Annotated in this window: 26 protein-coding genes; 16 read left to right on the forward strand and 10 right to left on the reverse strand. The window is 66.2% G+C overall.

The annotated features are described in order from the left end of the window. Positions 1–28: 28 nt before the first annotated feature. From MP11Mi_RS09580 to MP11Mi_RS09590, 3 genes are all read left to right on the forward strand, one after another. Positions 29–808: an SDR family oxidoreductase gene (locus MP11Mi_RS09580; protein WP_420038707.1), complete on the forward strand. Its 780-nt coding sequence runs from the start codon at positions 29–31 to the stop codon at positions 806–808. Continuing rightward, entirely contained in the window at positions 801–1,937 is a 1,137-nt protein-coding gene (locus tag MP11Mi_RS09585; RefSeq protein ID WP_420038708.1) for a sulfotransferase family protein, read from the forward strand. The genes MP11Mi_RS09580 and MP11Mi_RS09585 overlap by 8 nt, the downstream gene beginning before the upstream one ends. A gap of 145 nt (positions 1,938–2,082) precedes the next feature. Continuing rightward, positions 2,083–3,318, forward strand: a complete 1,236-nt coding sequence (locus MP11Mi_RS09590) for an Nramp family divalent metal transporter (RefSeq protein WP_420038709.1) — start codon at positions 2,083–2,085, stop codon at positions 3,316–3,318. A gap of 48 nt (positions 3,319–3,366) precedes the next feature. Here the strand turns inward: MP11Mi_RS09590 and MP11Mi_RS09595 are convergent, their stop codons facing one another. The 8 genes from MP11Mi_RS09595 to MP11Mi_RS09630 all read right to left on the reverse strand — a co-directional run bounded on the left by MP11Mi_RS09595 (position 3,367) and on the right by MP11Mi_RS09630 (position 10,156). After that, positions 3,367–4,449, reverse strand: a complete 1,083-nt coding sequence (locus MP11Mi_RS09595; RefSeq protein ID WP_420038710.1) for an acyl-CoA dehydrogenase family protein — start codon at positions 4,447–4,449, stop codon at positions 3,367–3,369. Next, the gene (locus MP11Mi_RS09600; protein ID WP_420038711.1) at positions 4,446–5,414 is read right to left on the reverse strand and encodes an acyl-CoA dehydrogenase family protein; all 969 of its coding nucleotides are present in this window, start codon (positions 5,412–5,414) and stop codon (positions 4,446–4,448) included. The genes MP11Mi_RS09595 and MP11Mi_RS09600 overlap by 4 nt, the downstream gene beginning before the upstream one ends. Positions 5,415–5,416: 2 nt before the next feature. Next, positions 5,417–6,574: an acyl-CoA dehydrogenase family protein gene (locus MP11Mi_RS09605; protein WP_420038712.1), complete on the reverse strand. Its 1,158-nt coding sequence runs from the start codon at positions 6,572–6,574 to the stop codon at positions 5,417–5,419. Further along, positions 6,574–7,545 carry an enoyl-CoA hydratase gene (locus tag MP11Mi_RS09610; protein WP_420038713.1) on the reverse strand — a complete coding sequence of 324 codons (972 nt, stop codon included), beginning with the start codon at positions 7,543–7,545 and terminating at the stop codon, positions 6,574–6,576. Before MP11Mi_RS09610 ends, MP11Mi_RS09605 begins: the two co-directional genes overlap by 1 nt. Before the next feature lie 57 nt (positions 7,546–7,602). Then, complete coding sequence (locus MP11Mi_RS09615) at positions 7,603–8,211, reverse strand: helix-turn-helix transcriptional regulator (RefSeq protein ID WP_420038714.1); 609 nt, start codon at positions 8,209–8,211, stop codon at positions 7,603–7,605. Next, on the reverse strand, positions 8,208–8,555 hold the full coding sequence (fdxA, locus tag MP11Mi_RS09620; RefSeq protein WP_420038715.1) for a ferredoxin: 348 nt from the start codon (positions 8,553–8,555) through the stop codon (positions 8,208–8,210). The genes MP11Mi_RS09615 and fdxA overlap by 4 nt, the downstream gene beginning before the upstream one ends. Next, positions 8,552–9,160, reverse strand: coding sequence for a DUF2249 domain-containing protein (locus tag MP11Mi_RS09625; protein WP_420038716.1), 609 nt, complete (start codon positions 9,158–9,160; stop codon positions 8,552–8,554). The genes fdxA and MP11Mi_RS09625 overlap by 4 nt, the downstream gene beginning before the upstream one ends. 99 nt (positions 9,161–9,259) lie before the next feature. Beyond that, positions 9,260–10,156 carry a helix-turn-helix domain-containing protein gene (locus MP11Mi_RS09630; RefSeq protein ID WP_420038717.1) on the reverse strand — a complete coding sequence of 299 codons (897 nt, stop codon included), beginning with the start codon at positions 10,154–10,156 and terminating at the stop codon, positions 9,260–9,262. A gap of 51 nt (positions 10,157–10,207) precedes the next feature. Between MP11Mi_RS09630 and cysD the strand changes: the two genes are divergently transcribed. Then, positions 10,208–11,095, forward strand: coding sequence for a sulfate adenylyltransferase subunit CysD (gene cysD / locus MP11Mi_RS09635; RefSeq protein ID WP_420038718.1), 888 nt, complete (start codon positions 10,208–10,210; stop codon positions 11,093–11,095). After that, positions 11,095–12,933, forward strand: a complete 1,839-nt coding sequence (cysC, locus tag MP11Mi_RS09640) for an adenylyl-sulfate kinase (RefSeq protein WP_420038719.1) — start codon at positions 11,095–11,097, stop codon at positions 12,931–12,933. Before cysD ends, cysC begins: the two co-directional genes overlap by 1 nt. Before the next feature lie 51 nt (positions 12,934–12,984). On the opposite strand, the gene eccA is transcribed toward cysC, so the two are convergent. After that, positions 12,985–14,691 (reverse strand): type VII secretion AAA-ATPase EccA, encoded by a 1,707-nt coding sequence (gene eccA, locus MP11Mi_RS09645; RefSeq protein ID WP_420038720.1) that lies wholly within the window; start codon positions 14,689–14,691, stop codon positions 12,985–12,987. A gap of 158 nt (positions 14,692–14,849) precedes the next feature. Between eccA and purL the strand changes: the two genes are divergently transcribed. The 10 genes from purL (at position 14,850) to MP11Mi_RS09695 (ending at position 23,902) form a co-directional block, all read left to right on the forward strand. Further along, positions 14,850–17,135 carry a phosphoribosylformylglycinamidine synthase subunit PurL gene (gene purL, locus MP11Mi_RS09650; RefSeq protein WP_420038721.1) on the forward strand — a complete coding sequence of 762 codons (2,286 nt, stop codon included), beginning with the start codon at positions 14,850–14,852 and terminating at the stop codon, positions 17,133–17,135. Positions 17,136–17,323: 188 nt separating this feature from the next. Further along, entirely contained in the window at positions 17,324–17,926 is a 603-nt protein-coding gene (locus MP11Mi_RS09655; protein ID WP_420038722.1) for a CD225/dispanin family protein, read from the forward strand. A gap of 54 nt (positions 17,927–17,980) precedes the next feature. After that, positions 17,981–18,472, forward strand: a complete 492-nt coding sequence (locus tag MP11Mi_RS09660) for a CD225/dispanin family protein (RefSeq protein ID WP_420038723.1) — start codon at positions 17,981–17,983, stop codon at positions 18,470–18,472. Between the two features lie 4 nt (positions 18,473–18,476). Further along, complete coding sequence (locus tag MP11Mi_RS09665) at positions 18,477–18,935, forward strand: DUF2752 domain-containing protein (protein ID WP_420038724.1); 459 nt, start codon at positions 18,477–18,479, stop codon at positions 18,933–18,935. A gap of 6 nt (positions 18,936–18,941) precedes the next feature. Further along, complete coding sequence (locus tag MP11Mi_RS09670) at positions 18,942–19,637, forward strand: hypothetical protein (protein ID WP_420038725.1); 696 nt, start codon at positions 18,942–18,944, stop codon at positions 19,635–19,637. Positions 19,638–19,718: 81 nt separating this feature from the next. Continuing rightward, positions 19,719–20,147 carry a hypothetical protein gene (locus tag MP11Mi_RS09675; RefSeq protein ID WP_420038726.1) on the forward strand — a complete coding sequence of 143 codons (429 nt, stop codon included), beginning with the start codon at positions 19,719–19,721 and terminating at the stop codon, positions 20,145–20,147. 202 nt (positions 20,148–20,349) lie between these two features. Continuing rightward, positions 20,350–21,426: an NAD(P)H-dependent amine dehydrogenase family protein gene (locus MP11Mi_RS09680; protein WP_420038727.1), complete on the forward strand. Its 1,077-nt coding sequence runs from the start codon at positions 20,350–20,352 to the stop codon at positions 21,424–21,426. A gap of 286 nt (positions 21,427–21,712) precedes the next feature. Next, entirely contained in the window at positions 21,713–22,573 is an 861-nt protein-coding gene (locus MP11Mi_RS09685; protein WP_420038728.1) for an endonuclease domain-containing protein, read from the forward strand. Positions 22,574–22,647: 74 nt separating this feature from the next. Next, positions 22,648–23,505, forward strand: a complete 858-nt coding sequence (locus MP11Mi_RS09690; RefSeq protein WP_420038729.1) for a PHP domain-containing protein — start codon at positions 22,648–22,650, stop codon at positions 23,503–23,505. Between the two features lie 4 nt (positions 23,506–23,509). Next, positions 23,510–23,902 (forward strand): sterol carrier family protein, encoded by a 393-nt coding sequence (locus tag MP11Mi_RS09695; RefSeq protein WP_420038730.1) that lies wholly within the window; start codon positions 23,510–23,512, stop codon positions 23,900–23,902. Positions 23,903–23,932: 30 nt separating this feature from the next. Here MP11Mi_RS09695 and MP11Mi_RS09700 read toward each other — a convergent pair whose 3' ends face one another. Beyond that, entirely contained in the window at positions 23,933–24,397 is a 465-nt protein-coding gene (locus MP11Mi_RS09700; RefSeq protein WP_420038731.1) for a hypothetical protein, read from the reverse strand. A 186-nt stretch (positions 24,398–24,583) separates the two neighbouring features. On the opposite strand from MP11Mi_RS09700, the gene purF reads away from it, so the two are divergent. Beyond that, positions 24,584–26,146 carry an amidophosphoribosyltransferase gene (gene purF / locus MP11Mi_RS09705; RefSeq protein WP_420038732.1) on the forward strand — a complete coding sequence of 521 codons (1,563 nt, stop codon included), beginning with the start codon at positions 24,584–24,586 and terminating at the stop codon, positions 26,144–26,146. Positions 26,147–26,181: the final 35 nt, after the last annotated feature.

The raw sequence follows: 26,181 nt of genomic DNA on the forward strand, positions 1-26,181 counted from the left end.
CCGCATAATCGAGAGGACCGCACATCACATGACACTCTTGACTGACAAAGTCGTCGTCGTCTCGGGCGTCGGGCCCGGCCTCGGCCGGTCCCTCTGCCTTCGGGCCGCGGCGAACGGGGCGAAGGTCGTTCTCGGCGCGCGCACCGAGTCTCGCCTCAACGATGTGGCGGCGCAGGTCCGTGACCTCGGTGCGCAGGTGCTCGTCGTGCCCACCGACATCACTGACGATGATGCCGTCGACCAGTTGGTGAGGAGGACGGTCGACGAATTCGGTCGTGCCGATGTCCTCATCAATAACGCGTTCGCGATGCCGTCGATGAAACCGCTCGGTCGGACCGACTTCGAGCAGATCGAGGCGAGTCTGAATCTCACGGTGCTCGGTACGTTGCGCGTCATCAAGGCGTTCACGTCGACTCTCGCGGAGAGCCGGGGGTCGATCGTCAACATCAACTCGATGGTGATCCGCCATTCGGAGCCGCGCTACGGGAGCTATAAGTTGACGAAGTCGGCACTGCTCGCGATGTCGCAGACGCTTGCGACTGAACTCGGCGGGCAGGGCATCCGGATCAACAGCGTCGCCCCCGGCTACATCTGGGACGACCAGCTCAAATGGTATTTCGGCGAGGTCGCGAAGAAGTACGAGATCACTCCGGAACAGGTGTACGAGCAGACGGCGTCCAAGAGCGATCTGAAGCGACTGCCCGAGCCGGACGAGATCGCCGACGCCGCAGTCTTCCTGGCATCGCCGATGGCGAAAGCCATCACCGGGCACACTCTCGACGTGAACTGCGGTGAATACCATGACTGAACTGCGTACCTCGGTCGGCACGGTCGACGACCTGCACGCCGCTGCGGCTCGGACCGTCGGACTCGACGACTTCGGCGATCAGGATTATCTCGACGGCTTGGCGGTTCTCCTCGAGTCGTATCGGGCGGATGCCGGGCTCACCGAGCTCGGCAGCAAGATGTTCAGGTACTTCCTCAAGGGTGCGTTGATCGCGCGTCTCCTCAGTGAGGCTGGCTGGAAGAACAACCCGGGATATGCCGATGTCGCGGTGGAACGCCCGGTGTTCGTGACGGGTCTGCCGCGGACCGGGACGACGGCGCTGCATCGACTGCTGGCGGCCGATCCGGCGCATCAGGGTCTCGAAATGTGGTTGACGGAGTTCCCGCAGCCGCGCCCGCCGCGCGAGACGTGGGCAGACAACCCGGTGTTCGCGCAGATCGAAGCGGGACTCGCCCGGCATCATGTCGAGAACCCCGAGTTCATGGGCTTGCACTACATGAGTGCCGGCGACGTCGAAGAGTGCTGGCAGTTGCTGCGTCAGTCCCTCATGTCTATCTCGTATGAATCTCTCGCCTACCTGCCGACGTACTCGCAGTGGTTGCAACGGCAGGACTGGACCCCCGCCTACCGTCGCCATCGGAAGAATCTGCAGTTGATCGGGTCGAACGACCCGGGCAAGCGGTGGGTGCTGAAGAATCCGAGTCATCTGTTCGCGCTGGATGCATTGATGGCGGTCTATCCGGATGCGATCGTCGTGCAGACTCACCGTGCACCGGAGACGATCATTCCGTCGATGTGCAGTCTCGCCGAGCATGCGACGGAGGGCCATTCGACGGTGTTCACCGGGGCGACGATCGGGCAGGCTCAGCTTGATCTGTGGTCGCGAGGGTTGCGGGAGTTTTCTGCCGCGCGGGCGAAGTACAGTCCCGCGCAGTTCGTCGATGTCGACTTCGACGAACTGCGTGCCGACCCGTTCGCTGCGGTCGGTCGGGTCTACGACGCTCTTGGTGCGCCGTTGTCGGACGAGGCGCGCGCCGCTATGGTCGCGCTCGACGCCGAGTCGAAGTCCGGCGATCGCAAGCCTGCGCACAAGTACTCGTTGGCGGACTACGGTCTCACCGCAGAGCAGGTGCGTGAAGCGTTCGCCTGAGGCGCGTGACCTCAAGTTCCCGGCTCAGGGGCGGCATTGCTTCGGTGCGTGGTCCCGGCGCTGAGCGGGGAATCTGAGGGCAACTGCGCGATCCGGGAAATGGTTTCGGTTGACCGAACTTTTATTAGTCAGCTAGCCTAATTGTATGTTGCGGACTCGTCGAAACAGTGTGTTCGTGCGGACGGGGGCTCTGCTGGGTCCGGCGTTCGTCGCGTCGATCGCGTACGTCGACCCGGGGAACGTCGCCGCCAACATCACGGCGGGCGCGAAATATGGATACCTGCTGGTGTGGGTGCTCGTCCTGGCGAACGGAATCGCGGTGATGGTGCAATACCAGTCGGCGAAGCTCGGCGTTGTCACCGGTCGGACTCTGCCGCAGACGCTCGGCGATCGCCTCCCCGGGAAATCTCGCGTCATGTACTGGGCGCAGGCCGAACTCGTTGCGGGCGCCACCGACATCGCGGAAGTGATCGGCGGAGCCGTTGCCCTCCACCTGCTGTTCGGTTTGCCGCTGCCAGTCGGCGGAATGATCGTCGGCGTGATCGCCATGATCTTGTTGGTCACCGCGAACCGTCGCAGGCAGCGGCAGTTTGAGACGATCATCGTCGGACTGCTCGCGGTGATCGTCGTCGGATTCCTGGCAGGTCTGGTCGTCAGTCCACCCGACGCGGGCGGAATGCTGGGCGGAATGGTTCCCCGACTGGAGGGGACCGAGACGGTGCTTCTCGCAGCGTCGATGCTCGGCGCCACGGTGATGCCGCACGCGATCTATCTGCACTCGTCACTCGTCATCGACCGACACGGTGAGCCGACCAGTCCACAGCGCACGCGGCGGCTCCTGTCCGCGACAAAGGTCGACGTCTGGGTGGCTCTGGTCCTCGCCGGCGCCGTCAACATAGCTCTGCTCGTGTTGGCCGCGACGAGCTTGTACGGCCGTGACGGCACCGACAGTATCGAGGGCGCCCACGCCGCGGTCCGCGATGCGTTGGGGCCGGTTGTCGCGGGCGCGTTCGCCGTCGGTCTCCTGGCTTCCGGTATCGCGTCGACGTCGGTCGGCTCCTACGCGGGCGGTGCGATCATGGCGGGCATGCTGCGCCGACAGTTCCCGATGATCGTCCGACGTGCGGTGACGCTGATTCCCGCGCTGATCATCCTCGGCGCGGGCATCGATCCGACGACCGCCTTGATCATCTCCCAAGTGGTCTTGAGTTTCGGCATTCCGTTCGCGATCATTCCGCTGCGCCGGTACACATCCGACCGCACGCTGATGGGCTCGTTCACTGACGGTCCGTGGTTGCGGTGGGCGTCGCTCGCCGCGGTCGTCGCCGTCGTCGTCCTGAATATCGCGCTTATCGGATTGACGGTGACCGGAGCCGGGTGAGTTCTTTGCCGGCCACGATGAGAGCGACATCGCCAACGGCGCCACCGACTATAGGGTCACTGACTGCAGGGCTTCGTGCGGCTGCCCGAACAACTGGGCGTCGGCGTGCGCGCGCTTGAAGTACAAGCCGATGTCGTGCTCCCAGGTGATGCCGATGCCGCCGTGCAGTTGGATCGCCTCACCGGTCACGCGCAGGTACTCCTCGGAGCACTGCACGTGGGCGACAGCCGCCAGCTCTGCCGCGTCGTCGCGTCCGTCGACGACCGCGGCGATTGCGGCCGCCGACATCGAGCGCATCGCTTCGACGGACACGTACATGTCGGCCATCCGATGCTTGAGCGACTGGAACGACCCGAGCGTCCGGCCGAACTGCCGACGGTCCGACGTGTACTCGACGGTGAGCGCCAATGCTCGTGCCGCGCCGCCGACCTGTTCGGCCGACAACATCGCCCACGCCAGCGTGCGGATCCGGTCCGCGATGCCCGGGGGCGAACCGATCGCGGTTGCAGGAGCCTCGTCGAATGAGACGCGCGCCAACGCGCGCGTCGGATCGAGCACCGGGAGTGCGGTCACCGCGACGCCGGGAGCGGCCGCGTCGATCTCGTGCAAGGTGATGTGCCCGTCGCCGCCGGACCGGGCGAGGACGAGGAAGACGTCGGCGGACTCGCCGTCGATCACGTACTCCGCGGTCCCGGACAGCAGCCCGGCATCAGCCGAGACCCCCGGAACGCTCCATCCGGTCGAACCGGCCCAACAGAGGGCGCCGATTGTGGTGCCCGACGCCAGATCGGGAAGCAGCCGTGCGGCTGCGTCGGCGTCTTCCGACGCGAGAATCGTGGTCACCGCGAGTACGGCCGACGAGAACACCGGCACCGGCGACAAGCTCGCGCCTACCTCTTCGACGGCGAGCGCAGTCTCCGCCCACGATGCGTCGGCGCCACCGTACTGCTCGGGCACCGCCAGCGCGGCGACCCCGATCTCGGCGCACAGAGTGTCCCAGAGATCGCGGTCGATACGGCCGTCGCTCTGCATGGCCGCGCGAACGGCTTCGGACGTCGACCGTTTGCGTAGTAAGGCGCGGACCGACTCGGCGAGGGCTGCGCGCTCCTCGGCGCTGACCTGCGAACTCACAGCGACTCCAGAATCAGGGCCCGATGATGGGCTGGCGTACCCCATGCCGACAACAGCGCGCGGGTCTTCGTCAGATACAGGGACAAGTCGTGCTCGGCCGTGTAACCGATCGCGCCGAGCACCTGCAGGCCTTGCCGCGACGCGAGATACGCAGCCTCGCCCGCCGCGACCTTCGCGGCCGAGACGTCCCGGCTGACATCGGTCCCGCCGGGCACCTGCCCGTCGATGCCTGCCGCAGCACCGTGCACCAACGGGCGGGCCATCTCGATCGCGATCGCGACATCCGCCAAATGGTGCTTCACCGCCTGGAACGAACCGATCTCGCGGCCGAACTGCTTGCGCGACTTCGCGTACTCGGCGGCCAGATCCAGCATGGCCGAACCGAGGCCGAGAAGCTGGGCGGCCGTCGCGAGGGCACCGAGATCTCGACTCAGCTCGACCGACGTATCGGCGGGCTCGGGCAACTTCGTACCAGCCGACAGCACGGCTACTCGCCGCGTCGGATCGACGGTGTCGAGGAGTTCGCCTGCCGTCGCGGCGAACACGCCGTCGACGGTGATCAGGTAGGGCGTGGCCGCATCGGGGGTGGCTGCGCGTTGACAGACCGGCGGCAGCGCGCACGTCGCCGGGGCGCCGCCGAGCAGAGCGTCGAGGTCGTCGCCCGCACCCAGAACGGTCGGTACAACGGCGAATGTCTCGGCGACCGGGCCTGGCAGTGCGCCGTAGCCGAGTCGCTCGACGGCGGCGACCATCTCCACGGCGCCCGCGCCGCTGCCGCCGAGTTCGTCGGGGACGAGTAGGCCGGTGATGCCTGCCTCGGCGAGCTGCCGGTACACGTCGAGTGCCGCGGAATGGTCGTCGTCCTCGGCCCATGCGCGCGCGACGGCGATACCGCCCGCCCGTTCGAGGATGCCGTCGACCGTCTGCGCGAGATCGGTGTGGATGTCACTGAGGAGAAAGTCCATGATTATCGGTCTCCGCGGGGCAGGCCGAGCAGTCGCTCGGCGATCACGTTGCGTTGGATCTCGTTGGTACCCGCATATATCGGACCCGACAGCGAGAACAGGTAACCGTCCATCCAGCCGGTGTCGAGCTCGGCGTCGGGGCCGAGTAGGTCGAGTGCGGTCTCGTGCGTGGCGATGTCCCACTGGGACCAGAACACCTTGTTGATCGACGACTCCATGCCGAGTTGTCCGCCCGCGGCGAGACGGCTCACCGTCCGGTACGTCGACAACTCGTATGCGCGCGATCCGATCCACGCGTCGGCGACGGCCGCGTCGGACGTGGACACCCCATCGCGGCGGATCTTCCACAGCGTGATGAGTCGATCGGTCGCGGCGAGGAAGCGGCCGGGGGAACGCAGCGACAGCCCGCGCTCGTTGGCCGCGGTGCTCATCGCCACCTTCCACCCGTTGTTCACTTCGCCGATCACCCCGGAGTTGCCCGGGTCGGCCGGGTCGTCGGGGACGAACACGTTCTCCAAGAACAGTTCGGCGAACCCGGGTTCGCCGTCGAGCTGGGCGATCGGTCGAACGGTCACGCCGTCAGCGTGCAGATCGAACATGAAATAGGTGATGCCGCGATGCCGTTGGGCTTGCTTGTCAGTCCGGAACAGGCCGAACCCCAGATCCGCGAAACTGGATCGCGAACTCCACGTTTTCTGTCCGTTGAGCAGCCACCCACCGTCGGTGCGCGTCGCCGTGGAGCGGAGCGATGCGAGGTCGGAGCCCGCCTCGGGTTCGCTCCATGCCTGCCCCCAGATGTCGTCGGCGCGGGCCATGCGCGGCATGATCCGCGCCAACTGCTCGGGGGTGGCGTGTTCGAACAGAGTGGGGGCGAGTAGGAAGATGCCGTTCTGGCTGACACGTCCGGGCGCACCCGACCGGTAGTACTCCTCCTCGAAGATCACCCAGTGGAGTAACGGGACGTCGCGCCCGCCGAACTCCTCGGGCCAACTCACCACTGACATGCGCGCGTCGGCCATCGTGGCCTCCCAGCGCCGGTGGGCTTCGAAGCCCTCGGCGGTGTCCATCGACGCGAGAGGTTCTGTGGGGACGTTGGCGGCCAACCACGATCGGACTTCGGCGCGGAACTCCTGCGCGGCGTCGTCGAACAAGAGGTCCATCAGCGCTCTCCCGCACTTTTCATCGACCCCGCATTTTTCATCGACCCCGCACTCTTCATCGACCCTGCACTCTTCATCGACTTGGCGTCCATGCCGCCGAGCGAGTCGCCCTGCTCGGCATTTGCCGCGTGCGCGTAGTGATGCCAGCCGAAGACCGAGTCCATCGCGTTGCGCATGCCCATCTGGTCTTCGCAGATGTTGACGGCCTTCTTGCTCAGGAACAGGCCCTGCATCGGCATCTCGACCATCCGCCCGCAGATCGAGTCGACCTTCGCCGCTAGTTCGTCGCGGGGGACGACGTGATTCACCATGCCCCAGTCGAGTGCCTGCGCGGACGTGAAGCGGTCGCCGGTGAACAGGATCTCCTTCGCGCGGCGCGGCCCGAGGACGAACGCGTGCGCGAAGTATTCGACACCGGGGATCCCCATGCGGGCAACGGGATCGGAGAAGAACGCGTCGTCGGATGCGACGATGAAGTCGGCCGACCAGGCGAGCATCAGTCCGCCCGCGATGCACGCGCCGTGTACCTGTGCGATGACAGGTTTGGGCATGTCGCGCCATCGGCGGCACATGCCCATGTACACCTCGGTCTCGCGTGCCAACCGCTGGTCGGCGGTCATGTCGGTGCCGCTGCGGCCGGTCTGGCCAGTGTGGTCCCAGTGCAGGGTTGCCGCGTTCTCGTAGTACGTGTCGAAGTCGCGCTCCGGAGTGCCGATGTCGTGGCCTGCCGAGAAGTGCTTGCCGTTGGCGCGCAACACGATCACTTTGACGGATGCGTCGTCGACGGCCTTGCGGAAGGCGGCGTCGAGCGAATACGTCATCACTGAGTTCTGCGCGTTGCGGTAGTCGGGTCGGTTCAAGGTCACATACGCGACGGCGTCGCCGGGGCCACCGACCTCGTACGCGACCGGGGTGGTGTCGGGCCCGAGATCGTCGGGGCGCAGTGCTGGAGGGATCACGGCATCGCTCATACCCTCGACTATAACCGAGCAAGTGCTTGGTTGGTCATGCGGCGCGAAGATCCGCCGCTACCGCGCCGTCAGCCGTGCCGTGTCGATGTGTGCCACGCAATGGTCGCCGCCGACGAACGCATCCAGTTCGACTCGGGCGTCCGATCCGTGGGCGTCGAGGACACCTTGCATCAGCCCGCGATGCACCGAACAGGTGATCTCGGGGTTCTCGCGGGCTGTCTCCAGGAACGGGCACCGGCGAAGTCTGATCTGCGACGGGGCGTGCGTGACGGGAGCGAAGCCCAACCCGTCGAGTACGCGCAGTAGATCGGTTTCGGCGTCGTCGGTGTGGTGGGCATGGTCGGCGCCGATCGTGCGTCCGGCGGCCGCTGCGCGACGCGGACCGTCCGGGGTGGACGCGAGCGCGGTCACCAGAGCCCGCGACAGCGTTCCATACTCGCGGGGCCCGGCCGGATCCATGCCCGGGCGTGCGCGATAGCGAGTGCTCGGTCGACCCGGCCCGCCAGTGGGTACGGACTGTGTCACGGCGAGATCGTCGTCGACGAGTGCTCGTAAGTGGAACCGCACTGTCGTCGCAGGAAATCCGAGGGTGTCGGCCAGGACTGCCACCGTGACCGGCGAGGTCGCATCGCGCAGTGCGCCAAGGACGTCGGCGCGCGCGCTCATTGCTGCGCCTGCGGCTCCAAGGACGCGACCAGGGGTGCGTCCGAGCTTGCCGGCCCGAGCTTCGCGGCCCCACCCGGTGACCCGAGCGGAGCGTCGCGGCCGGGGAGCACGTCGGTGAAGAACTCGGCGTTGTCGTTGATGTACGGCTCCCATTCGTCGGGAACGTCGTCCTCGTAGAAGATGGCCTCCACCGGGCACACGGGTTCGCACGCGCCGCAGTCCACGCACTCGTCCGGGTGGATATACAGGCTGCGTCCGCCCTCGTAGATGCAGTCGACAGGGCACTCCTCGACGCAGGCGCGGTCCATCACGTCGACGCAGGGCTGTGCGATGACGTATGTCATGATCGACTCGTTCTCGGAGTCGGCGGATCGATGGTCAGCGTCGGTTCGCGGTGCGTGTGGACTGTGAGGTAGCTGAGTCCGGCCGGGCCAGCGCGGAATGCGCGCTGCGAGCGCCGCGGCAGCCAGAGGAGATCGCCCGCGGTCACCGCGATGTCGCCCACCTCAGTGCCGAGTGCGCCCTCGCCCGCCACCACGTGCACCAGGACGTCGACTTCGCCGCCCGTGTGCTCGGCGATCTCGCCGTCCGCGGCGAGTCGAATCAGATTCGAGTCCAAGTGCCGGTCGGCCGACTGCAGCTTCCACGCGACGTCGGCGGCGTCGACGGCCGCGCCCGTCAGCTCGGTGGTGTTGCCGAGCTTGCGGGGAGGCGTCGTAGCGGCGGCTTTGCCGATCCGGATCCGGTAGTCGCGCTTCTCGCGCACCAGGTAGTCCCACGAGTAGCCGCCGGCTCGGTCGGCCTCGAACTCGTCGTGCAAGTGACGGGGGTCGTGATCGTTCACCAGGATCAGTGATTCGCCGACGTCGAGGTCGTCGAAGATGGCGAAGATCTTCCGATGGCGCTGGGGCTTGGGAATCTCGCGGACGTCGAGCGTGATGTCAGACATTGGAAGCGCCTCCTCGGCATTTTTACAACTAGTACTTGTAAAAATACGCTTTCGGCCAGGCCATTGCGAGCGGCTGGGCGAGCGTCGGTCGCGCGCGGGCTACGTGAACGATGCTCCACGCGCTGCTTTCGCAGTCTTCTCGCCCCACCGCATCAGCTCCTGCCCGGTCATCGTCGCGTGCGGACAGGAGACGATCGAACCGATGACCCGACCGGACGTGTCGGTGATCGGTGCGCCGATCGTGACCGCGCCGACCTGCGCGTCGTCGGCGAGTTCGGCGTCGAGGTAGTCGACGATGGACAGTTCGCCGAGCAGGCGCTGGACACGGTCTCGCAGCGGTGCCGGCACCGTGTCGAGTCCGGTGAGCGCACCGATCACCGCGCGGTGACCGTCGGTGATCCGCTCGACGGAGTAGCCGCGTCGCCGGACCTCGGCGAGCACTGCGCGCAAGCGGGTCCGGTCACCGGCGGGGGCGCTGTCGATCCATGCCTCACGCGTCGCGTCGTCCGACCATGCGATGAACTCGCGGCAGATCGGTGGGTGCAGGCGGACGGGGCGGCCGGGCTTGGCCCACCCGTCGGCAGCGGGCGTCGTGGAACCGGCGGGCGAACAGTACTCGACGACAGTTATCGTGTCGTCGGCGACGCGCTGGGCCAGGAATCCGATCGCGCCGGTTTCGGCTACGAGTCGTTCCAGCGCAGGTCTGGCCGCGGTCGACAGCACATCGTCGCCGACCACGGCGCGTGCTGTGGTCAGGAAAGCCGGGCCGACGGCGATCGTCAGGTCGTCGTGGCGCGTGAGCCATCCGATGTCGACGAGTTCGGCCACTATCGCGTGCACAGTTGCGCGCGGCAACGCCGTCTCGCGGACGATGTCCGCCAGGGTGGGAGAGTGGCGACCGGCGAGCGCCACGACGCAATCGAGAATGACAGTCACCCGCCGCGTCGGCGGCGACGGTTGACGGCGCGGGGACCCCGCCTCTACTGTTTGTGACACATTTGCAACACTAAGTGTCGAGTATTCGACACGTCAAGGAGGCCTCTCGTCGTGATCGAGGAACTCGAAGCCGAATCGGTGCACATCTTCCGAGAGGTCGCGGCCACCTTCGAACGCCCCGTGATGCTGTTCTCCGGAGGCAAGGACTCCGTCGTGATGTTCCATCTCGCGCGCAAAGCGTTCTGGCCTGCACCCGCACCCTTCCCGCTCATGCACGTGGACACCAGACACAACTTCGACGAGGTGATCGAGTTCCGGGACCGCATCGTCGAACAGACCGGAGCCCGACTCGTCGTCAGCAGTGTGCAAGACGACATCGACGCGGGCCGTGTCGTCGAGCAGACCGGCCCCGGCACATCGCGGAATCGGTTGCAGACTGCGGCGCTGCTCCGCGGTATCCGTGACGGCAAGTACGACGCGGTGTTCGGCGGCGCGCGCCGCGATGAGGAGAAGGCCCGTGCCAAAGAACGCGTCTTCAGCTTCCGCGACTCATTCGGCGCGTGGGACCCCCGCAATCAGCGCCCCGAACTATGGAGCCTCTACAACGGGCGACATGCGCGCGGCGAACACATTCGTGTCTTCCCGCTGAGCAACTGGACCGAACACGACATTTGGGAGTACATCGCCGCCGAACAGATCGACCTGCCGTCGATCTACTACGCGCACGAACGTCCGGTGGTTCCGCGCGACGGGATGCTGCTCGCCGACACCCGGTTCCTTGAGAAGTATCCCGGCGAGACCGCGCACGTCGAGCAGGTTCGGTTCCGCACCGTCGGCGACGCGACCTGCACCGGCTGCGTCGAGAGCGCAGCCGACACCCCGGAGAAGGTCATCGCCGAAGTCGCAGCCACCCGCGTCACTGAACGCGGCGCGACCCGTGCCGACGACCGGATATCTGAGGCCGGGATGGAAGACCGCAAGAAAGAGGGCTACTTCTGATGACCGGCGACATGCTCCGCATCGCGACCGCAGGAAGCGTAGACGACGGGAAGTCGACGCTCATCGGTCGGCTGCTGTACGACTCGAAGTCGATATTCACCGACCAACTCGAAGCGATCGAACGCACCAGCGCCCAGCGCGGCGACGAGACCGCTGACCTGGCACTCCTCACCGACGGGCTGCGCGCCGAACGTGAACAGGGCATCACGATCGACGTCGCCTACCGGTACTTCTCCACGCCCGAGCGCAAGTTCATCGTCGCCGACTCGCCCGGCCACGTTCAGTACACGCGGAACATGGTCACCGGTGCGTCGACGGCGGATCTCGCGATCATTCTCGTCGACGCGCGCAAAGGCGTGCTGGAGCAGACTCGTCGGCATGCGTTTCTGTCGTCACTGCTCGGCATCCCGCACTTGACGGTGTGCGTCAACAAGATGGATCTCGTCGAGTACTCCGAAGAACGCTACGACGAGATAGTCGCCGAGTTCACTGCGTTCGCGGCCAAACTGAACGTGACCGACGTGATGTTCATTCCGATCTCGGCGCTGTGTGGCGACAATGTCGTCGACCGGTCTGAGGCGATGGATTGGTATACCGGCCGCTCGCTGCTCGGGCATTTGGAGACCGTGCACATCGCGTCGGACAAGAACCTCATCGACGCGCGCTTCCCCGTCCAGTACGTGATCCGGCCGCAGCGCGCGGACGGCCTCGACCACCGGGCTTTCGCGGGAACCGTCGCGGGCGGCGGACTGGCTGTCGGCGACAAAGTGGTAGCACTGCCCGCCGGCTTCGGCACCGAGATCACCAACATCTGGGGGCCGGGCGGCACCGACCTGTCGGAGGCTTCCGCGGGTGATGCTGTTTCGATCGAACTGGCCGACGAGATCGATATCGTCCGCGGCGACATGATCGTCCGTCCGGGTAACCGACCGCACGTTGGCCGCGACCTTGACGCGATGGTCTGCTGGTTCTCCGAGACGCGCTCGCTGTCGGAGGGCGACACGTTCGCGATGCTGTGCGGCACACGCGAGACGCGAGTGTCGGTGACCGGTGTGAACTATCGACTCGACGTCAATACCCTGCACCGCGACGGTGCTGCAGACGAGTTGGAACTCAATGAGATCGGCCGGATGACGCTGCACTGTCAGCAGCCGATGATGTTCGACGAATACCGTCGCAACCGGGAGACCGGCAGCTTCATTCTGATCGACGAAGCGACCAACGCGACCGTCGCCGCGGGCATGATCGGCGCGCCCGTCGCCCACGATTCCAATGTCGTCTGGGAGGCTGGGAAGGTGACGCGCGAACACCGCGCGTACCGCGGTGCGACCATCTGGCTTACCGGGCTGTCCGGGTCGGGGAAGTCGACGATCGCGACTGAACTCGAACGACGGCTCGTCGCCGAAGGCAGGCCGGCGTACCTGCTCGACGGCGACAATCTGCGTCACGGACTGAACGCCGACCTCGGGTTCAGCGACGACGACCGCCGCGAGAACATCCGCCGCACCGCGGAGGTCGCGTCGTTGTTCGCCGATTCGGGCGCAGTCTCGCTCGTGTCGTTGATCAGCCCGTTCGCTGCCGAGCGTCAGCGCGCACGGGAGATCCACGCCGCCCGCGACCTTCCGTTCTTCGAGGTCTTCGTCGACACTCCGCTCGACTCCTGCGAGGCCCGCGACCCGAAGGGGCTGTACGCGAAAGCCCGCGCGGGTGAGATCGTGCAGTTCACCGGTATCGACTCGCCGTACGAACGTCCGGTGACCCCCGAATTCGTGATCCGCCCGTCCGATGGTGCGCCCGCTGACATCGCCGAGATGATCCTGCAACGTTTGGGGATGTGAGCCGCCGCGAATCCCGTTGCACGACGGTCGCTCAGTGACCGTCGTGCAACACTATTCGGCCCGCCGAGAGAGTGCGGCGCGCACGTCGGCCGCGGTGAGCGTCATCAGGTCGGCTTCCGACAGCGCGTCGACGTCGTCCGAAGTGGCGAGGCGGTGTTCGCGCTCTTCCTCGGCGGCCTCGATCAGGTTCCGCACGTGGCGGCCGTTGCCTGCGACGTCGATGGCGCGGCGGGCACCTATCGACGTGGTGCACAGCCTCTCGAACGACGCTTCCAGCACCCGGCACGCATCGGCGGTGAGCCGGGAGTCGCGGCCGCCCGCCATCGATTCGGCGATCCGCACCAGTTCGTTCGGCGAGTACGAGTCGAACCGGATGCGGCGGCTGAACCGGGACGCCAGGCCCTCATTGGCGGCTAGCAGTCGATCGATCTCGTCGTCGTATCCGGCGATCACCACAACGAGCCGATCCCGGTCGTTCTCCATTCGGGCGAGTAGGGTGTCGAGGGCTTCGCGGCCGAACGCGTCGCCGCCGGACAGACCCTCTTGGATCAGCGTGTACGCCTCGTCGATGAACAGGACGCCGTCGAGCGCCGAATCGATCACCGCCGACGTCTTGGGGGCCGTCGACCCGAGATGCTCGCCGACGAGGTCGCCCCGGCTGACTTCGACGACGGTGTCGGTGGCGAGGAGGCCGAGGCCGCGATACATGCGTGCGACGATGCGTGCGACTGTCGTCTTGCCCGTTCCCGGCGGCCCCGTGAATGTCAGATGCAGACTGCGGGGCGCTGTCCGCAGCCCTTTCGATGCGCGCAGGTTCGCCAGTAGAACAGCGGAACGTAAGCGCTCCACCTGGTCTTTGACCGCGGCCAACCCGACTTGAGACGCGAGTTCGGTGTCCGCGGCGGCAAGTTCAGTCTGGCGGTCGTCGACGTTCGACGTAGACTCATCCTCCTCTGGAGTGTCGACCGCCAGGCGGTACGACGGGTCGTCGAGCGCGCGCCGCGCATCAGTCAGGCGAGGATCGAGCGCGTACGCCTCCTGGAAGCACGCTCTCGCCGCTGTCTCGTCTCCACGGGTGCGCTGCGCCATCCCGATCGCGTACGCCGCAGCGGCGCGGGCGTTGTCGAGGCTGCTCTCGCGGGCCGCCGAGAGTTGGCGGATCCCCTCGTCGAACATGCCTAGTTGGATGCACGCGGTGCCCGCGACGTAGTCGGCCGCCGCACTCAGGACGGGGTCGGCCCACGCGTCACGTGCGGTCAAAGCTTCGAGGGTCGCGCGCCAGTCGTGTCCGCGCAAGTGGAGCACGGCGCGACAGTAGGCGACGACGGGTTCGTCGACGCCGATTGAATCCAGGACCCGTCGGGCGCCGTCGAGGTCGCCGCCGTCGATCAACGACGACGCGTAGGCGGCTGCCGCCCGCTCCGGTGTGGTGACCGGGTAGTCGACGAACAAGCCGATCGGCGCGAGGCCGCACAGGGCACCGCGCGTCAGACCGATGCGTCGCTGCTGGACGCCGATCGTGGCGTGTGCGCGGTGCAGGCCGAGCAGGACATCGCCCGCCCTGTCGCCTGCGGCCAACCGCCCGAGCCACGCGTCGCCCATCGTCGGATCGAGCTCGCTCGCTCGGGTGAACGCGATGCGCGCCCGCTCCGGGTCCGGGGGGTCGTCGCACATCAGAAAACCGAGAGCTGCCAGTCCGGCATCGAAGAGTCGACGCGCTTGGGCGGCCGCGTTCTGCTGTCTGGTGGTGCTCGTCATGTGGTCCCCCCGACCGTCGGACGATGACGGCGACTCTAATCGCCGACTGGGTCGGATGTGTCGTGATTCGGCGATTCGAGGCGCGTCCGTGGACGACCACGCCTCAGTGCCCGTAGGGCGACGGCGACGCATCGCGGGTCTCGCATAGACTGTCCGGTGTGAGCGCCCAGGTAGATACCGTTTCCCACGCCGCCGAATCCCCCGACACCGCGCAGCCGTACGCCGAGCTGGGTCTGAAGGACGACGAGTACTCACGTATTCGAGAGATCCTGGGCCGCCGTCCGACCGACGCAGAGCTGGCGATGTACTCGGTTATGTGGTCCGAGCACTGCAGCTACAAGTCGTCGAAGAAGCATCTGCGGTACTTCGGGGAGACGACCACCGACGAGATGCGCGCAAGCATGCTCGCGGGCATCGGTGAGAACGCGGGCGTCGTCGACGTCGGCGACGGTTGGGCTGTGACGTTCAAGGTCGAGTCGCACAACCACCCGAGCTATGTGGAGCCCTACCAGGGCGCCGCGACCGGCGTCGGCGGCATCGTCCGCGACATCATGGCGATGGGCGCGCGGCCCATCGCGGTGATGGACCAGCTCCGTTTCGGGGCTGCGGACGCGGCTGACACGCGGCGGGTCGTGGACGGCGTGGTGCGTGGTGTCGGGGGCTACGGCAACTCGCTTGGCCTCCCGAACATCGGCGGCGAGACGGTCTTCGACGCCAGCTATCAGGGCAATCCCCTCGTCAACGCGCTGTGCGCAGGTGTCCTCCGCACCGAGGACCTGCACCTGGCTTTCGCGTCGGGTGCGGGCAACAAGATCATTTTGTTCGGTGCCCGGACTGGCCTCGATGGCATCGGAGGGGTCTCCGTGCTCGCGTCGGAGACGTTCGATGATTCGGACGATTCGGGGCCGTCGCGAAAGAAGCTGCCGAGCGTCCAAGTCGGCGACCCGTTCACCGAGAAGGTCCTTATCGAGTGCTGTCTGGACTTGTACCGGGAAGGCCTCGTCGTCGGTATCCAGGATCTCGGCGGCGCCGGCTTGTCGTGCGCTACGAGCGAGCTCGCGGCTGCGGGAGACGGCGGCATGCGCATCGACCTCGAGCAGGTGCCGATGCGCGCCGAGGGTATGACGCCAGCCGAAGTCCTCTCCAGCGAGTCACAGGAGCGCATGTGTGCGGTCGTGACGCCGGAGAATGTCGACAAATTCATGCAGGTGTGCCGTAAGTGGGACGCGCTGGCCACCGTGATCGGCGAGGTCACTGACGGCGAGCACCTCGAGATCATGTGGCACGGCGAGTGCGTCGTCGACGTGCCGCCGCGCACCGTCGCCCACGACGGCCCGGTGTACGACCGTCCGTTGGCTCGCCCGGACTGGCAGGACGAGGTCGTCGCGTCGACAACGGCCGGTCTCAAGCGGGCCAAGTCCGGCGACGAGCTACGTGCGACGTTCCTGAAGATGCTGGCCAGCCCGGCGTTGTGCAGCCGCAAGTTCATCACCGAGCAGTACGACCGCTATGTCCGCGGCAATACGGTTCTGGCTGAGCACGCTGACTCCGGCATGATCCGTATCGACGAACAGACGGGCCGAGGCGTCGCGATCTCGACCGACGCGTCGGGCCGTTACACCTACCTCGATCCGTACGCGGGCGCGCAGCTCGCGCTCGCGGAGGCTTTCCGCAACGTCGCCGTGTCCGGTGCGGCGCCCGCGGCCGTCACTAACTGCCTCAACTTCGGCTCGCCGGAGGATCCAGCCGTCATGTGGCAGTTCAGCCAGGCGGTGCGTGGACTCGCTGACGGTTGCGCCGAACTGGGAATTCCGGTGACTGGCGGCAACGTCAGCTTCTACAACCAGACGGGCAGCACCGCGATCCTGCCGACGCCGGTAGTCGGCGTGCTCGGCGTCATCGATGACGTGCGGCGCCGCATCCCGACCGGGATCGGCACCGAGTTGGGTGAGACGCTCATTCTGATGGGCGACACTCTCGACGAGTTCGACGGCTCGATCTGGTCGCAGGTGGAGCATGATCACCTCGGCGGTGTCCCGCCGAAGGTCGACCTCAAGCGTGAGCGGCTGCTCAGCGACATCCTGATCGCCGCTTCGCGCGACGGCCTCGTCTCCGCGGCGCACGATATCTCCGAGGGCGGTCTGATCCAAGCGGTAGCCGAAGCCGCGCTGGCGGGCGAGACCGGCTGCCGGATTCTGTTGCCGGAGGGTGCCGACCCGTTCGTGTGGCTGTTCTCCGAGTCGACCGGACGTGTTCTCGTCGCGGTGCCGCGGACCGAGGAGACCCGGTTCACCGGCATGCTGACCGCGCGGTCGATGCCGTGGACTCGCATCGGAGTCGTCGACCAGGGCAGCGACGAGCTCGAAGTCCAGGACCAGTTCGCGGTGAAACTCGACGAACTTCGCGAAGTCCACGAGGGGACGCTGCCGAAATTGTTCGGCTGATTCGACGATGATCGTGGGCCGGCGCCAGTGGAACTCACGGGCGTCGGCCTTCTCCGTTTGAGCCTGCGGCGCTCCTCGTCACTCGACACGTCTGTCGTTTGAACGTGTGGCACTCGTTCAGGGGGCGTGTGGCGGTTACGATCAGTCGACGTTGACCGCACCCGGTGGTCAGACGACGAGGGGAAGACATGACGAATCCGCCCGGAGACCACGGCGATCCCGGATCAGGGGGCGACCCGGACGCCGAGCCGGACCCGTTCGCCGAGACACAGTTCGGGCAGACGCCCAACTTCAAGAAGGACCCCCCGCAGCAGGACCCCCCGCAGCAGGAATCTCCGCAGCAGGAATTCGGGCAGTCGACTCCCGGTCAGCCGCCGTTCGACGCAGCCTCTCAAACCCCGGGCAACCCGTATCCGGGCGCGCCGTACCAGGGCGATCCGTATCCGGCGAACCCGTACCCAGCGGGGCCGACGGGCAACGCGGGACCGGCGCCGGCGAACAATCTAGTCTCGGCGATACTCGTGACCGTCATCGGGTTCGTTGGAACTTGTTTCACCTGCCTGAGTCTGGTGGCGGGCATCTTCGGCATCGTCGCGATAGTGAAGGCCAACGCTGTGAACGGCCAGTGGCAGCGGGGCGACGCCCTCGGTGCGCAACGGTCGGCCGACGAAGCGAAGAAGTACTCGACCTACGGGTGGATCACGATAGGCGTGTCCGTCGTGCTCTGGGTCATCATGATGATCGTGTTGATGACAACCCACACTTCGGCCGGCTACTACGACTTCAGCTGATCGCGGTCGCACTATCCACCGGAGCGCCGCGCTCAGCCACTAGGAAAGATCTCTATGACAACCCCGCAGAACCCGGACGGTTTCGGCCAGGACCCGTTCAACAAGCCCGACTCCGGCCAACCTCAATACGGCCAGCAACCCCAGTACGGTAGCCAGCCCCAATACGGCCAACCCCAGTACGGCCAACCCCAGTACGGCCAACCCCAGTACGGCCAACCCCAGTACGGCCAACCCCAGTACGGCCAACCCCAATACGGTCAGAACCCGTATCCGGGCGGTGCCCCCGGCATGGAGCCCGACAACAACCTGGTGTGGGCCATCCTGAGCACCGTGCTGTGCTGCCTGCCGTTGGGTATCGTCTCGATCGTGAAGTCGACGTCCGTCAGCAAACTCTGGGCGATGGGCGACTACGCCGGCGCGCAGCAGGCGGCCGACGACGCCAAGAAGTTCGCCATGTGGAGTGCGATCGCCGCCGTCGCGTGGTGGGTGATCTTCGTGATTATCTATGTCGTGATCATTGCGGCAGCCGTCTCGAGCAGCACGTAGCGGCATGAGCGTCGCCGTAGGGGCCGCCGACCGGGTGCTGGGGACTGTGCAGACGGTGTCCCGGCACAAGGTTGCCGGTCCCGCGTCGATTCTCGCCGGGGTGGCGGCGGTCGGGACTCTCGTGTGGTTCGCCGATCCGACCACCCCGGGCGGGATCATCCCGCCGTGCCCGACCAACGCGCTGCTGCACATCAACTGCCCGGGATGCGGGGCGTCGCGGGCGGTGTACTGCCTTCTCCACGGGGATCTCGGTGGTGCATTGCACTACAACGCAGTCGGTGTCGTCGCCCTCGCGTTCCTGAGCGTCGCATTCGTCACGTACACCGCCGGACTGTGGCGCGGCCGCCGGGTTCGCGGCTGGCAGCATTTGCGGTACACGCCGACGGCGGTGCTCGTGGTGACACTCACCTGGTTCGTCATCCGGAATATTCCGATCTCACCCTTCGACAGTTTGAAAGTGTGACCCGTCTTGACTACCCCTGATGATCCGTCCGGCCAGTCCTCGAACGACGACGACTGGGCAGCGTACGAGCCGACGCAGATCGGTATCCCGAAACCGGACCTGACCAAGCGTGACGTTCCGCCGTCTGCGGAGCCGCCGTCGAACGGGCCACCCGCCTACGAGCCGACGCAGATCGCCCAGAACCCTCTACCGCCGATGCCTCCGCCACTGCCCGACCCCGGGTATGCCCAACCCGGATACCCCCAACCCGGATACCCCCAGCCCGATTACTCGGAGCAGGCGTACGCCCAGCCGCCGGTCGCCGCGCCGATGCCGTACGGCGCGCCGTACCCGTATCCGGGACAGCAATTCGGGGCCGCACAGCCGGGACCCGCGCCGCAGACCGGGCAGATTTCCTCGATCGTCGCGCTCGTATTCGGTGGGCTACTGACGGTCAGCTGTTACGGCACGCTCATCGGTATCGCACCACTCGTGCTGGGCATCATTGGTCTGACGAAAGCGAACTCGGTCGGTCGGCTCTGGTTCGCGGGGCAGGCGGCCGAAGCCTCGCGGGCCGCGGCGTCGTCGAAGAAGGCCGCTATGTGGGCGTGGATCAGCCTGGGCATCGGTGTGGTGCTCGCGATTATCGTGATCATCATTCTCATCGTGTGGGCGGTCAACAGCGATCCCTCGCCGAGTACGACGCACACCTACGACACCTGATCGGTGTCCCTGCGCGGCGATCACGGGCGGTGGCGTGCGAAAATCTGCCGGTACGGTAATAGCGCGGGAAACAGACCGGGTATGCCTTACGACGGCGGGCAGGCCGGGAGCGGGCAATTCGGTACGAACCCGTTGCCGCCGGTACCCGTTCAACCGATGCAGCCGCACCCGCAGGGACAGCCTTACCCGCACGGCGGTGTGGATCCGTCGACGGGGATTCCGTTTTCGGACAAGACGAAGGTCGCTGCCGGGCTGCTCCAGTTGTTCCTCGGCGGCCTCGGCGCCGGACGCTGGTACGTCGGCACCTACGGGATCGCCGCGACCCAGCTGATCCTGTGGATCGTCGGATGGCTGCTGTCGTTCGTCATCATCGGCATCCCGATCCTGATCGGTGTCTGGCTGTGGGTGCTGATCGACGCGATCATGATGTTCACCGGCTCGGTGCGCGACGGTGCGGCCGCACACTGCGGTAGCTCAGTACGCGCCGGCGCTGAGCGTGCGCGTAGTTGACGCGATTGTTCACATCCATCACGGCGGCTGGGGACCAGGCCGGGATCATCGTCGTGTAGCTGCCGGCGGTGGGTATTGACCGTCACTTGGATGCTGCCTGTGGTGCGCTAGCCAGGCGCCGGGCTGGCCAGGCCGTACCGCGATCGGACACCTGTCCAGTCAATTGACCACGAGATGCGGTGGTGGCCGTTAGCGTGGGGGTATGACCCTACGTGTAGTGGAATGGTCCACCGGAACCGTCGGACGGCATGCGATCGTCGGCATCGACGCTCATCCGGATCTCGAACTCGTCGGGGTCTGGGTGTCCGATCCGGCGAAGGTCGGAAAGGACGCGGGACGGCTCGCCGGACTCGACCGGGACCTCGGTGTCCTCGCGACGAACGATCGCGATGCGCTGCTCGCGTTGCAACCGGACGCGATCGTGCACACAGCGATGACCGACGACCGGATCGTCGAGGCGATCGCCGACCTCACGGCGTTCGTCGAGGCCGGGATCAATGTCGTCTCGTCCGGACCGGTTCTATTGCAGTTTCCGTACGGCGTGATGCCTGACGCGATGACCGGGCCCATCGAGGACGCGGCCCGCACCGGCGGTGCGAGCCTGCATGTAAACGGCATCGACCCGGGCTTCGCGAACGACGTCCTGCCGTTGTCATTGACGAGTCTGTCGCAACAGATCGACGAGGTGCGGTGCATGGAGATCGCCGACTACTCGACCTACTACCAGCCTGTCGTGATGGGTGAACTGTTCGGTTTCGGTAAACCGATGGACCACCAGCCGATGCTCCTGATGCCCGGCGTGCTGTCGATGGGGTGGGGCAGCGTCGTCCGGCAGATTGCGAAAGGACTCGACGTCACGCTCGACGAGCCTCTCGTCGAACGTGTCGAGAAGGTCGCCGCCGCCCGCGACATCGACACCGTTTCAGTGAAGATCGGCGAGGGAACACTCGCCGCCCTTCACTTCGAGGTGGTCGGTCAGGTGGACGGCGTCGACCGCGTAGTCCTTGAGCACTACACGCGCACGAGCGTCGACCAGTGCCCGGACTGGCCTCGACCCGAGTCCGGTGACGGTTCGTATCGCATCGAGATCCACGGTGAACCGTTCATGCGCGTGGAGATGACGCATCACGGCCGCGACGGCGACCACAACGTGTCGGGCATGATCGTCACCGCCCAGCGACTCGTGAACGCGGTGCCGGCCGTTGTCGCGGCCGAGCCGGGCCTCGTCACCGCGCTCGATTTGCCGCTGATCACCGGGCGAGGTCTGGTGACGCGTTAACCGACGAACCTTCTGCGGTCGGTGAGAGCGTTCGGCCGCTGATCGGCAGGAGCCGGTTCACAACGGCCAACCGTGGACAGGTTCACCTCTCCGCTGGTTCACTTCAGCGCCCATTGGTTCATGGTGCCTGAAAATGAGGGCGAGTTCACCGGATAGTTGCACCTTGCATCGGGACACCACAGATTGCCGGCTCGGCTCTGTGGATACCGAGGAGTTCATCCACAGATCACGGTGATCGGCGGCCAAGTCGGGACATCGGACCTCGGAGTCGGCGACGCTGACCGGCATGATCGCGATTCCCTCCGGCGTGTATCCGGCCCGACGGCTGGCCGATCTGGTCGGTCGCGCTGGACTTCGAGCGATGCTGAGATCCGGTGACGCCCGCCTGCTCCGCTTCGGCTGGTACGAGGTCGGCACCGGTCGTGCCGACGAAGTCGAAGCAGTGCGACGCGGCGGCGTCGTCAGTTGTGTCAGCGCCCTCCGCCGGCACGGCGTATGGGTGCCCGAACATCACGACCTGCATGTGCGAGGGAACTCGGCGGCGGTCCGGACTCGGCGGGGGCCGTTCTGTCGTGAGTTCGGGCGCCCTTCGCCGGAAGGTCCTGCGGCCGTCGACGACCTCGACATCGCTGTCCGTCACGCCGCGCGATGTCTCGATGACGAGGGGACCGTCGTCGTCCTCGACTCGATCGTCAACAAACGGCTCATGTCGTGGGATGAACTGCAGTACCAGTTCCGTGATGCCCCGGAGTACATGCATGGCCGCCTCGCGAAGTGTGACGGTGGGGCCGACTCGGGGCCGGAGACGATGGCGCGACTGAGGCTGCGACGCCAGAACATCAAACTGCGCATTCAAGTGCAGATCGACGGGCTCGGCAGGGTCGACATGCTGGTCGGCAAGTACTTGATCATCGAGATCGACGGCTGGGAGTGGCACAGCAACAGGCGCGAGTTCCAGAGCGACCGGACCCGCGACGTGATCGCCCATGAGTTGGGCTACTACCCGCTGCGGTTCACCTATGACGACATCGTGTTCGACTGGGACAAGACGAATGCGCGGATCCTCACCGCAATCCGCGCGGGCGCGCACCTCCGTTCGTTCTTGCCGGAGATTAAAGAGGGGCGTGACGTCAGATTCCCCGTGTAGCGGCGGCACCGTCCAGGCAGCCGATGCTGATCCCTTACGGGGAATCTGAGGTCACGGCTCACTACAATTGACCCATGCTGACCGCCGACCTCCACACGCACACTCGATTCTCGGACGGGACAGATACGCCGGAGGAGTTGTTGACCGCAGCGCGGGGTGCCGGGCTGACGACAGTCGGACTGACCGACCACGACACGGCCACCGGGTGGGATCAGGCAGCCGAACACGTTCCCACTGGGTTGCGTGTCCTGCCGGGGGCGGAGTTCTCGACCAAGCATCCAGGGCAGGACGGGGAGTTGGTCTCGGTCCACCTACTCGGCTACCTGTTCGACCGCGAGCACCCCCAGATCACCGCCGAATGGCAGCGGATCGTCGACGAGCGCACTAGTCGCGGGGAGCGGATCGTCGAGAGTCTGGTGTCCGCCGGGTATCCGATCAGCATCGACGAGGTCCGCGAGAAGGCAGGCCGCGGCAACATCGGCCGACCGCACATCGCCCGCGCCCTCATCGATGCAGGCGTCATTGAGACGGTCGGTGAGGCGTTCGACGGGATATTGGAAGACGGTGGACCGCACCATGTCTCGCTTCGGTCGACGTCGCTCGTCGGGGGTATCGAGATGATCGTCGCCGCCGGCGGTGTGCCTGTGATCGCCCATCCGCGGGCCCGCGGCGCGGCAGCGATCCTGACCGGACCCGTCCTCGAATCGCTCGTCGAAGCGGGGCTCGCCGGACTGGAAGTTCGTCACCCCGACCACGATGACGCCGCCCGAGCCGAGCTTGTCGGGATCGCGACCGATCTCGACCTGCTGCAGACCGGGTCGAGCGACTACCACGGCCGTAACAAGACGTTGCGCATCGGGCAGGAGCGGACCGACGACGACGTCGTTGAACAGATCATCGAGCGGGGCACTATCGCGCCGTTCGTCGGGTAGACCGATGGCGCCCAAAGATAAGGTCGACCCCGCCCAGACACGCGCAGCGGTCCTCGCCGTCGCCGATTGGCTGCGCGACGAGACTCTCCCGACGCCGCCGCGGCAGGCGCTCGCCGCAGCGGTTCGGACGACGGCGCGCACGGTGGGACAGGACGCGCCGGGCAACTCTGTGGAGCTGCGCGTCCCGCCGTTCGTCGCCGTCCAGTGCATCGAAGGCGTCCGTCACACCCGCGGCACACCGCCGAACGTCGTCGAGACGACGCCCCGGCAGTGGCTGCTCCTGGCGACTGGGCTCGAATCGTTCGATGATGCCGTCAGCGCCCACCGGGTCAGCGTGTCCGGCCATCGGGCGGGAGATGTCGCCACCCATCTGCCGGTGATCCCGCTGCGGCGTTAGCGATCCCTCATACGTCTTCGGTTCGGCCGGCTAGTACGCCTTCTGTTTGGCGTCGCAGTGGTCTCTGGTCGTCTGCCCGGTCAGCGAGTTGGTGTTGGCGACACTCGCGTGGATGTCGACGAGACCGACACCGGTCTTTATTCGAGGGAACCGCACGGTGGTGTTCGGTCCGACGACCCGCCTCGTCCACGACTGGCTCCTGTGGCGGCCGTTGTCGATGTTCTTCCAGGTGAGGGAGACGTGCTGCTGATAGCCGAGGAGGGACACCGCATCGGTCTTCACCGTGATCGTCATCGTCTTGTCGCCGTTAGCCGTTCCTGTCAGCACGGTCGTCGCCTGTAATGGAAGCGGGGCGACGTTCGGGTTCAGATAGGCCATCTCGCAGGTGGTCGCAGGTTTCGCCGAAGCCTCGCCTGCGGTCGCGATCGGGGCGACGGCCGCGCCGAGCCCGATCCCGAGGGCGGTGACCGCCAGGATTGCAGATCGTGATCTCACTTGACTGCCCTTCCGTTGTGATGAATTGCCGCGGCGTCGGTGTGCAGCAAGCCACACTCGGTGTGTCGCGGGGCGGGCTCCGATCGTTAGTCTGCACACTTCGGAGCCTGAAGGTTTTCCCAACGCGCCTATCGGTCGGTACTCTCGGGGTACGCCCGTCCAGCCCACGACTTGGAGCGTCGCCTCGTGACTGATCTGTCGATCAACTCCCGCAATCTGCTCGCAGCCCAGCAACCAGACGAAGTCGAGAACGAGCCGCGCGAGGAGTGCGGCGTCTTCGGCGTATGGGCGCCGGGGGAGGACGTCGCCAAGCTCACCTATTACGGCCTGTACGCGTTGCAGCATCGCGGGCAGGAAGCCGCGGGTATCGCCGTCGGCGACGGCGCGCAGGTTCTCGTGTTCAAGGATCTCGGCCTCGTCAGTCAGGTGTTCGACGAGCAGACCCTCGCCTCGATGGTCGGGCACGTCGCGATCGGGCACTGTCGTTATTCGACGACCGGGTCGACGACCTGGGAGAACTCACAGCCGATCTTCCGGCACACTGACGCGGGCAGCGGTGTGGCGCTCGGTCACAACGGCAATCTCGTGAACACTGCCGAACTCGCGTCCCGCGCTCGTGAGCTCGGCGCGTACGGGTCGCGCACCACTGCCACGTCCGACTCCGACGTCGTCGGCGCGCTCCTCGCGCACGGCGCTGCGGACAAGACGCTTGAGCAGGCGGCCGTCGACCTGCTGCCGACCCTGAAAGGCGCGTTCTGCCTCACGTTCCAGGACGAGAGCACGCTGTACGCGGCTCGTGACCCGCACGGTATTCGTCCGCTCTCGCTCGGTCGACTCGATCGGGGTTGGGTCGTCGCCTCGGAGACCGCGGCGTTCGACATCGTCGGAGCGTCGTTCGTCCGCGACATCGAGCCCGGCGAACTGCTCGCCATCGACAGCAACGGTGTCCGCAGCACGCGGTTCGCTGAGCCGACGCCGAAGTTGTGCATCTTCGAGCACGTCTACCTGGCGCGCCCGGACAGTGTGATCCACGGACGTTCGGTGCATTCGACGCGCGTCGACATCGGTCGTAGCCTGGCCCGCGAACAGCCCGCCGAAGGCGACCTCGTGATCCCGGTACCCGAATCGGGTACGCCTGCGGCTGTTGGCTTCGCGCAAGAATCGGGTATCCCGTACGGCCAGGGTTTGATGAAGAACGCCTACGTCGGTCGCACGTTCATCCAGCCGTCGCAGACCATCCGTCAGCTCGGCATCCGCCTTAAGCTGAATCCGCTCCGCGAAGTAATCCGCGGCAAGAAGCTCGTCGTTGTCGACGATTCGATTGTCCGCGGCAACACCCAGCGCGCCCTCATCCGAATGCTGCGTGAAGCCGGAGCGGTCGAAGTGCACGTGCGTATCGCGTCGTCGCCGGTCCGCTGGCCGTGCTTCTACGGTATCGACTTCGCTTCGCCCGCCGAGCTCATCGCGAACGGCATGGAGTCCGAAGAGAACATGGTCGACGGCGTGCGTCAGGCGATCGGCGCCGACAGCCTCGGCTACATCAGCGTCGAAGGCATGGTCGAGGCGACCGGCGAGAAGTCGTCCGATCTGTGTGCGGCCTGCTTTGACGGCACCTATCCGATCGAATTGCCGACCGAGACTGCGATGGGCAAAGCGGTACTTGAGACCATGATGTCGACGTCGCAGGGCACTACTCCTGATTCGCTGATCGCGGAGAATGACAACGTCAGCGCGGTAATGCGCCCCTGACCGCCGATCGCGGAGAGAGATTTACCCTCGCACTC

Source organism: Gordonia abscondita, assembly GCF_032711245.1.
In the GTDB taxonomy this organism is placed as follows: Bacteria; Actinomycetota; Actinomycetes; order Mycobacteriales; family Mycobacteriaceae; genus Gordonia.

Excerpts from the sequence above, each read along its gene's own strand:
- MP11Mi_RS09580 (WP_420038707.1), top strand. The coding sequence starts at position 29 with ATGACACTCTTGACTGACAAAGTCGTCGTCGTCTCGGGCGTCGGGCCC.
- MP11Mi_RS09585 (WP_420038708.1), top strand. The coding sequence starts at position 801 with ATGACTGAACTGCGTACCTCGGTCGGCACGGTCGACGACCTGCACGCC.
- MP11Mi_RS09590 (WP_420038709.1), top strand. The coding sequence starts at position 2,083 with ATGTTGCGGACTCGTCGAAACAGTGTGTTCGTGCGGACGGGGGCTCTG.
- MP11Mi_RS09600 (WP_420038711.1), bottom strand. The coding sequence starts at position 5,414 with ATGGACTTTCTCCTCAGTGACATCCACACCGATCTCGCGCAGACGGTC.
- MP11Mi_RS09605 (WP_420038712.1), bottom strand. The coding sequence starts at position 6,574 with ATGGACCTCTTGTTCGACGACGCCGCGCAGGAGTTCCGCGCCGAAGTC.
- MP11Mi_RS09610 (WP_420038713.1), bottom strand. The coding sequence starts at position 7,545 with ATGAGCGATGCCGTGATCCCTCCAGCACTGCGCCCCGACGATCTCGGG.
- MP11Mi_RS09615 (WP_420038714.1), bottom strand. The coding sequence starts at position 8,211 with ATGAGCGCGCGCGCCGACGTCCTTGGCGCACTGCGCGATGCGACCTCG.
- fdxA (WP_420038715.1), bottom strand. The coding sequence starts at position 8,555 with ATGACATACGTCATCGCACAGCCCTGCGTCGACGTGATGGACCGCGCC.
- MP11Mi_RS09625 (WP_420038716.1), bottom strand. The coding sequence starts at position 9,160 with ATGTCTGACATCACGCTCGACGTCCGCGAGATTCCCAAGCCCCAGCGC.
- cysC (WP_420038719.1), top strand. The coding sequence starts at position 11,095 with ATGACCGGCGACATGCTCCGCATCGCGACCGCAGGAAGCGTAGACGAC.
- eccA (WP_420038720.1), bottom strand. The coding sequence starts at position 14,691 with ATGACGAGCACCACCAGACAGCAGAACGCGGCCGCCCAAGCGCGTCGA.
- MP11Mi_RS09655 (WP_420038722.1), top strand. The coding sequence starts at position 17,324 with ATGACGAATCCGCCCGGAGACCACGGCGATCCCGGATCAGGGGGCGAC.
- MP11Mi_RS09660 (WP_420038723.1), top strand. The coding sequence starts at position 17,981 with ATGACAACCCCGCAGAACCCGGACGGTTTCGGCCAGGACCCGTTCAAC.
- MP11Mi_RS09665 (WP_420038724.1), top strand. The coding sequence starts at position 18,477 with ATGAGCGTCGCCGTAGGGGCCGCCGACCGGGTGCTGGGGACTGTGCAG.
- MP11Mi_RS09675 (WP_420038726.1), top strand. The coding sequence starts at position 19,719 with ATGCCTTACGACGGCGGGCAGGCCGGGAGCGGGCAATTCGGTACGAAC.
- MP11Mi_RS09680 (WP_420038727.1), top strand. The coding sequence starts at position 20,350 with ATGACCCTACGTGTAGTGGAATGGTCCACCGGAACCGTCGGACGGCAT.
- MP11Mi_RS09685 (WP_420038728.1), top strand. The coding sequence starts at position 21,713 with ATGATCGCGATTCCCTCCGGCGTGTATCCGGCCCGACGGCTGGCCGAT.
- MP11Mi_RS09690 (WP_420038729.1), top strand. The coding sequence starts at position 22,648 with ATGCTGACCGCCGACCTCCACACGCACACTCGATTCTCGGACGGGACA.
- MP11Mi_RS09695 (WP_420038730.1), top strand. The coding sequence starts at position 23,510 with ATGGCGCCCAAAGATAAGGTCGACCCCGCCCAGACACGCGCAGCGGTC.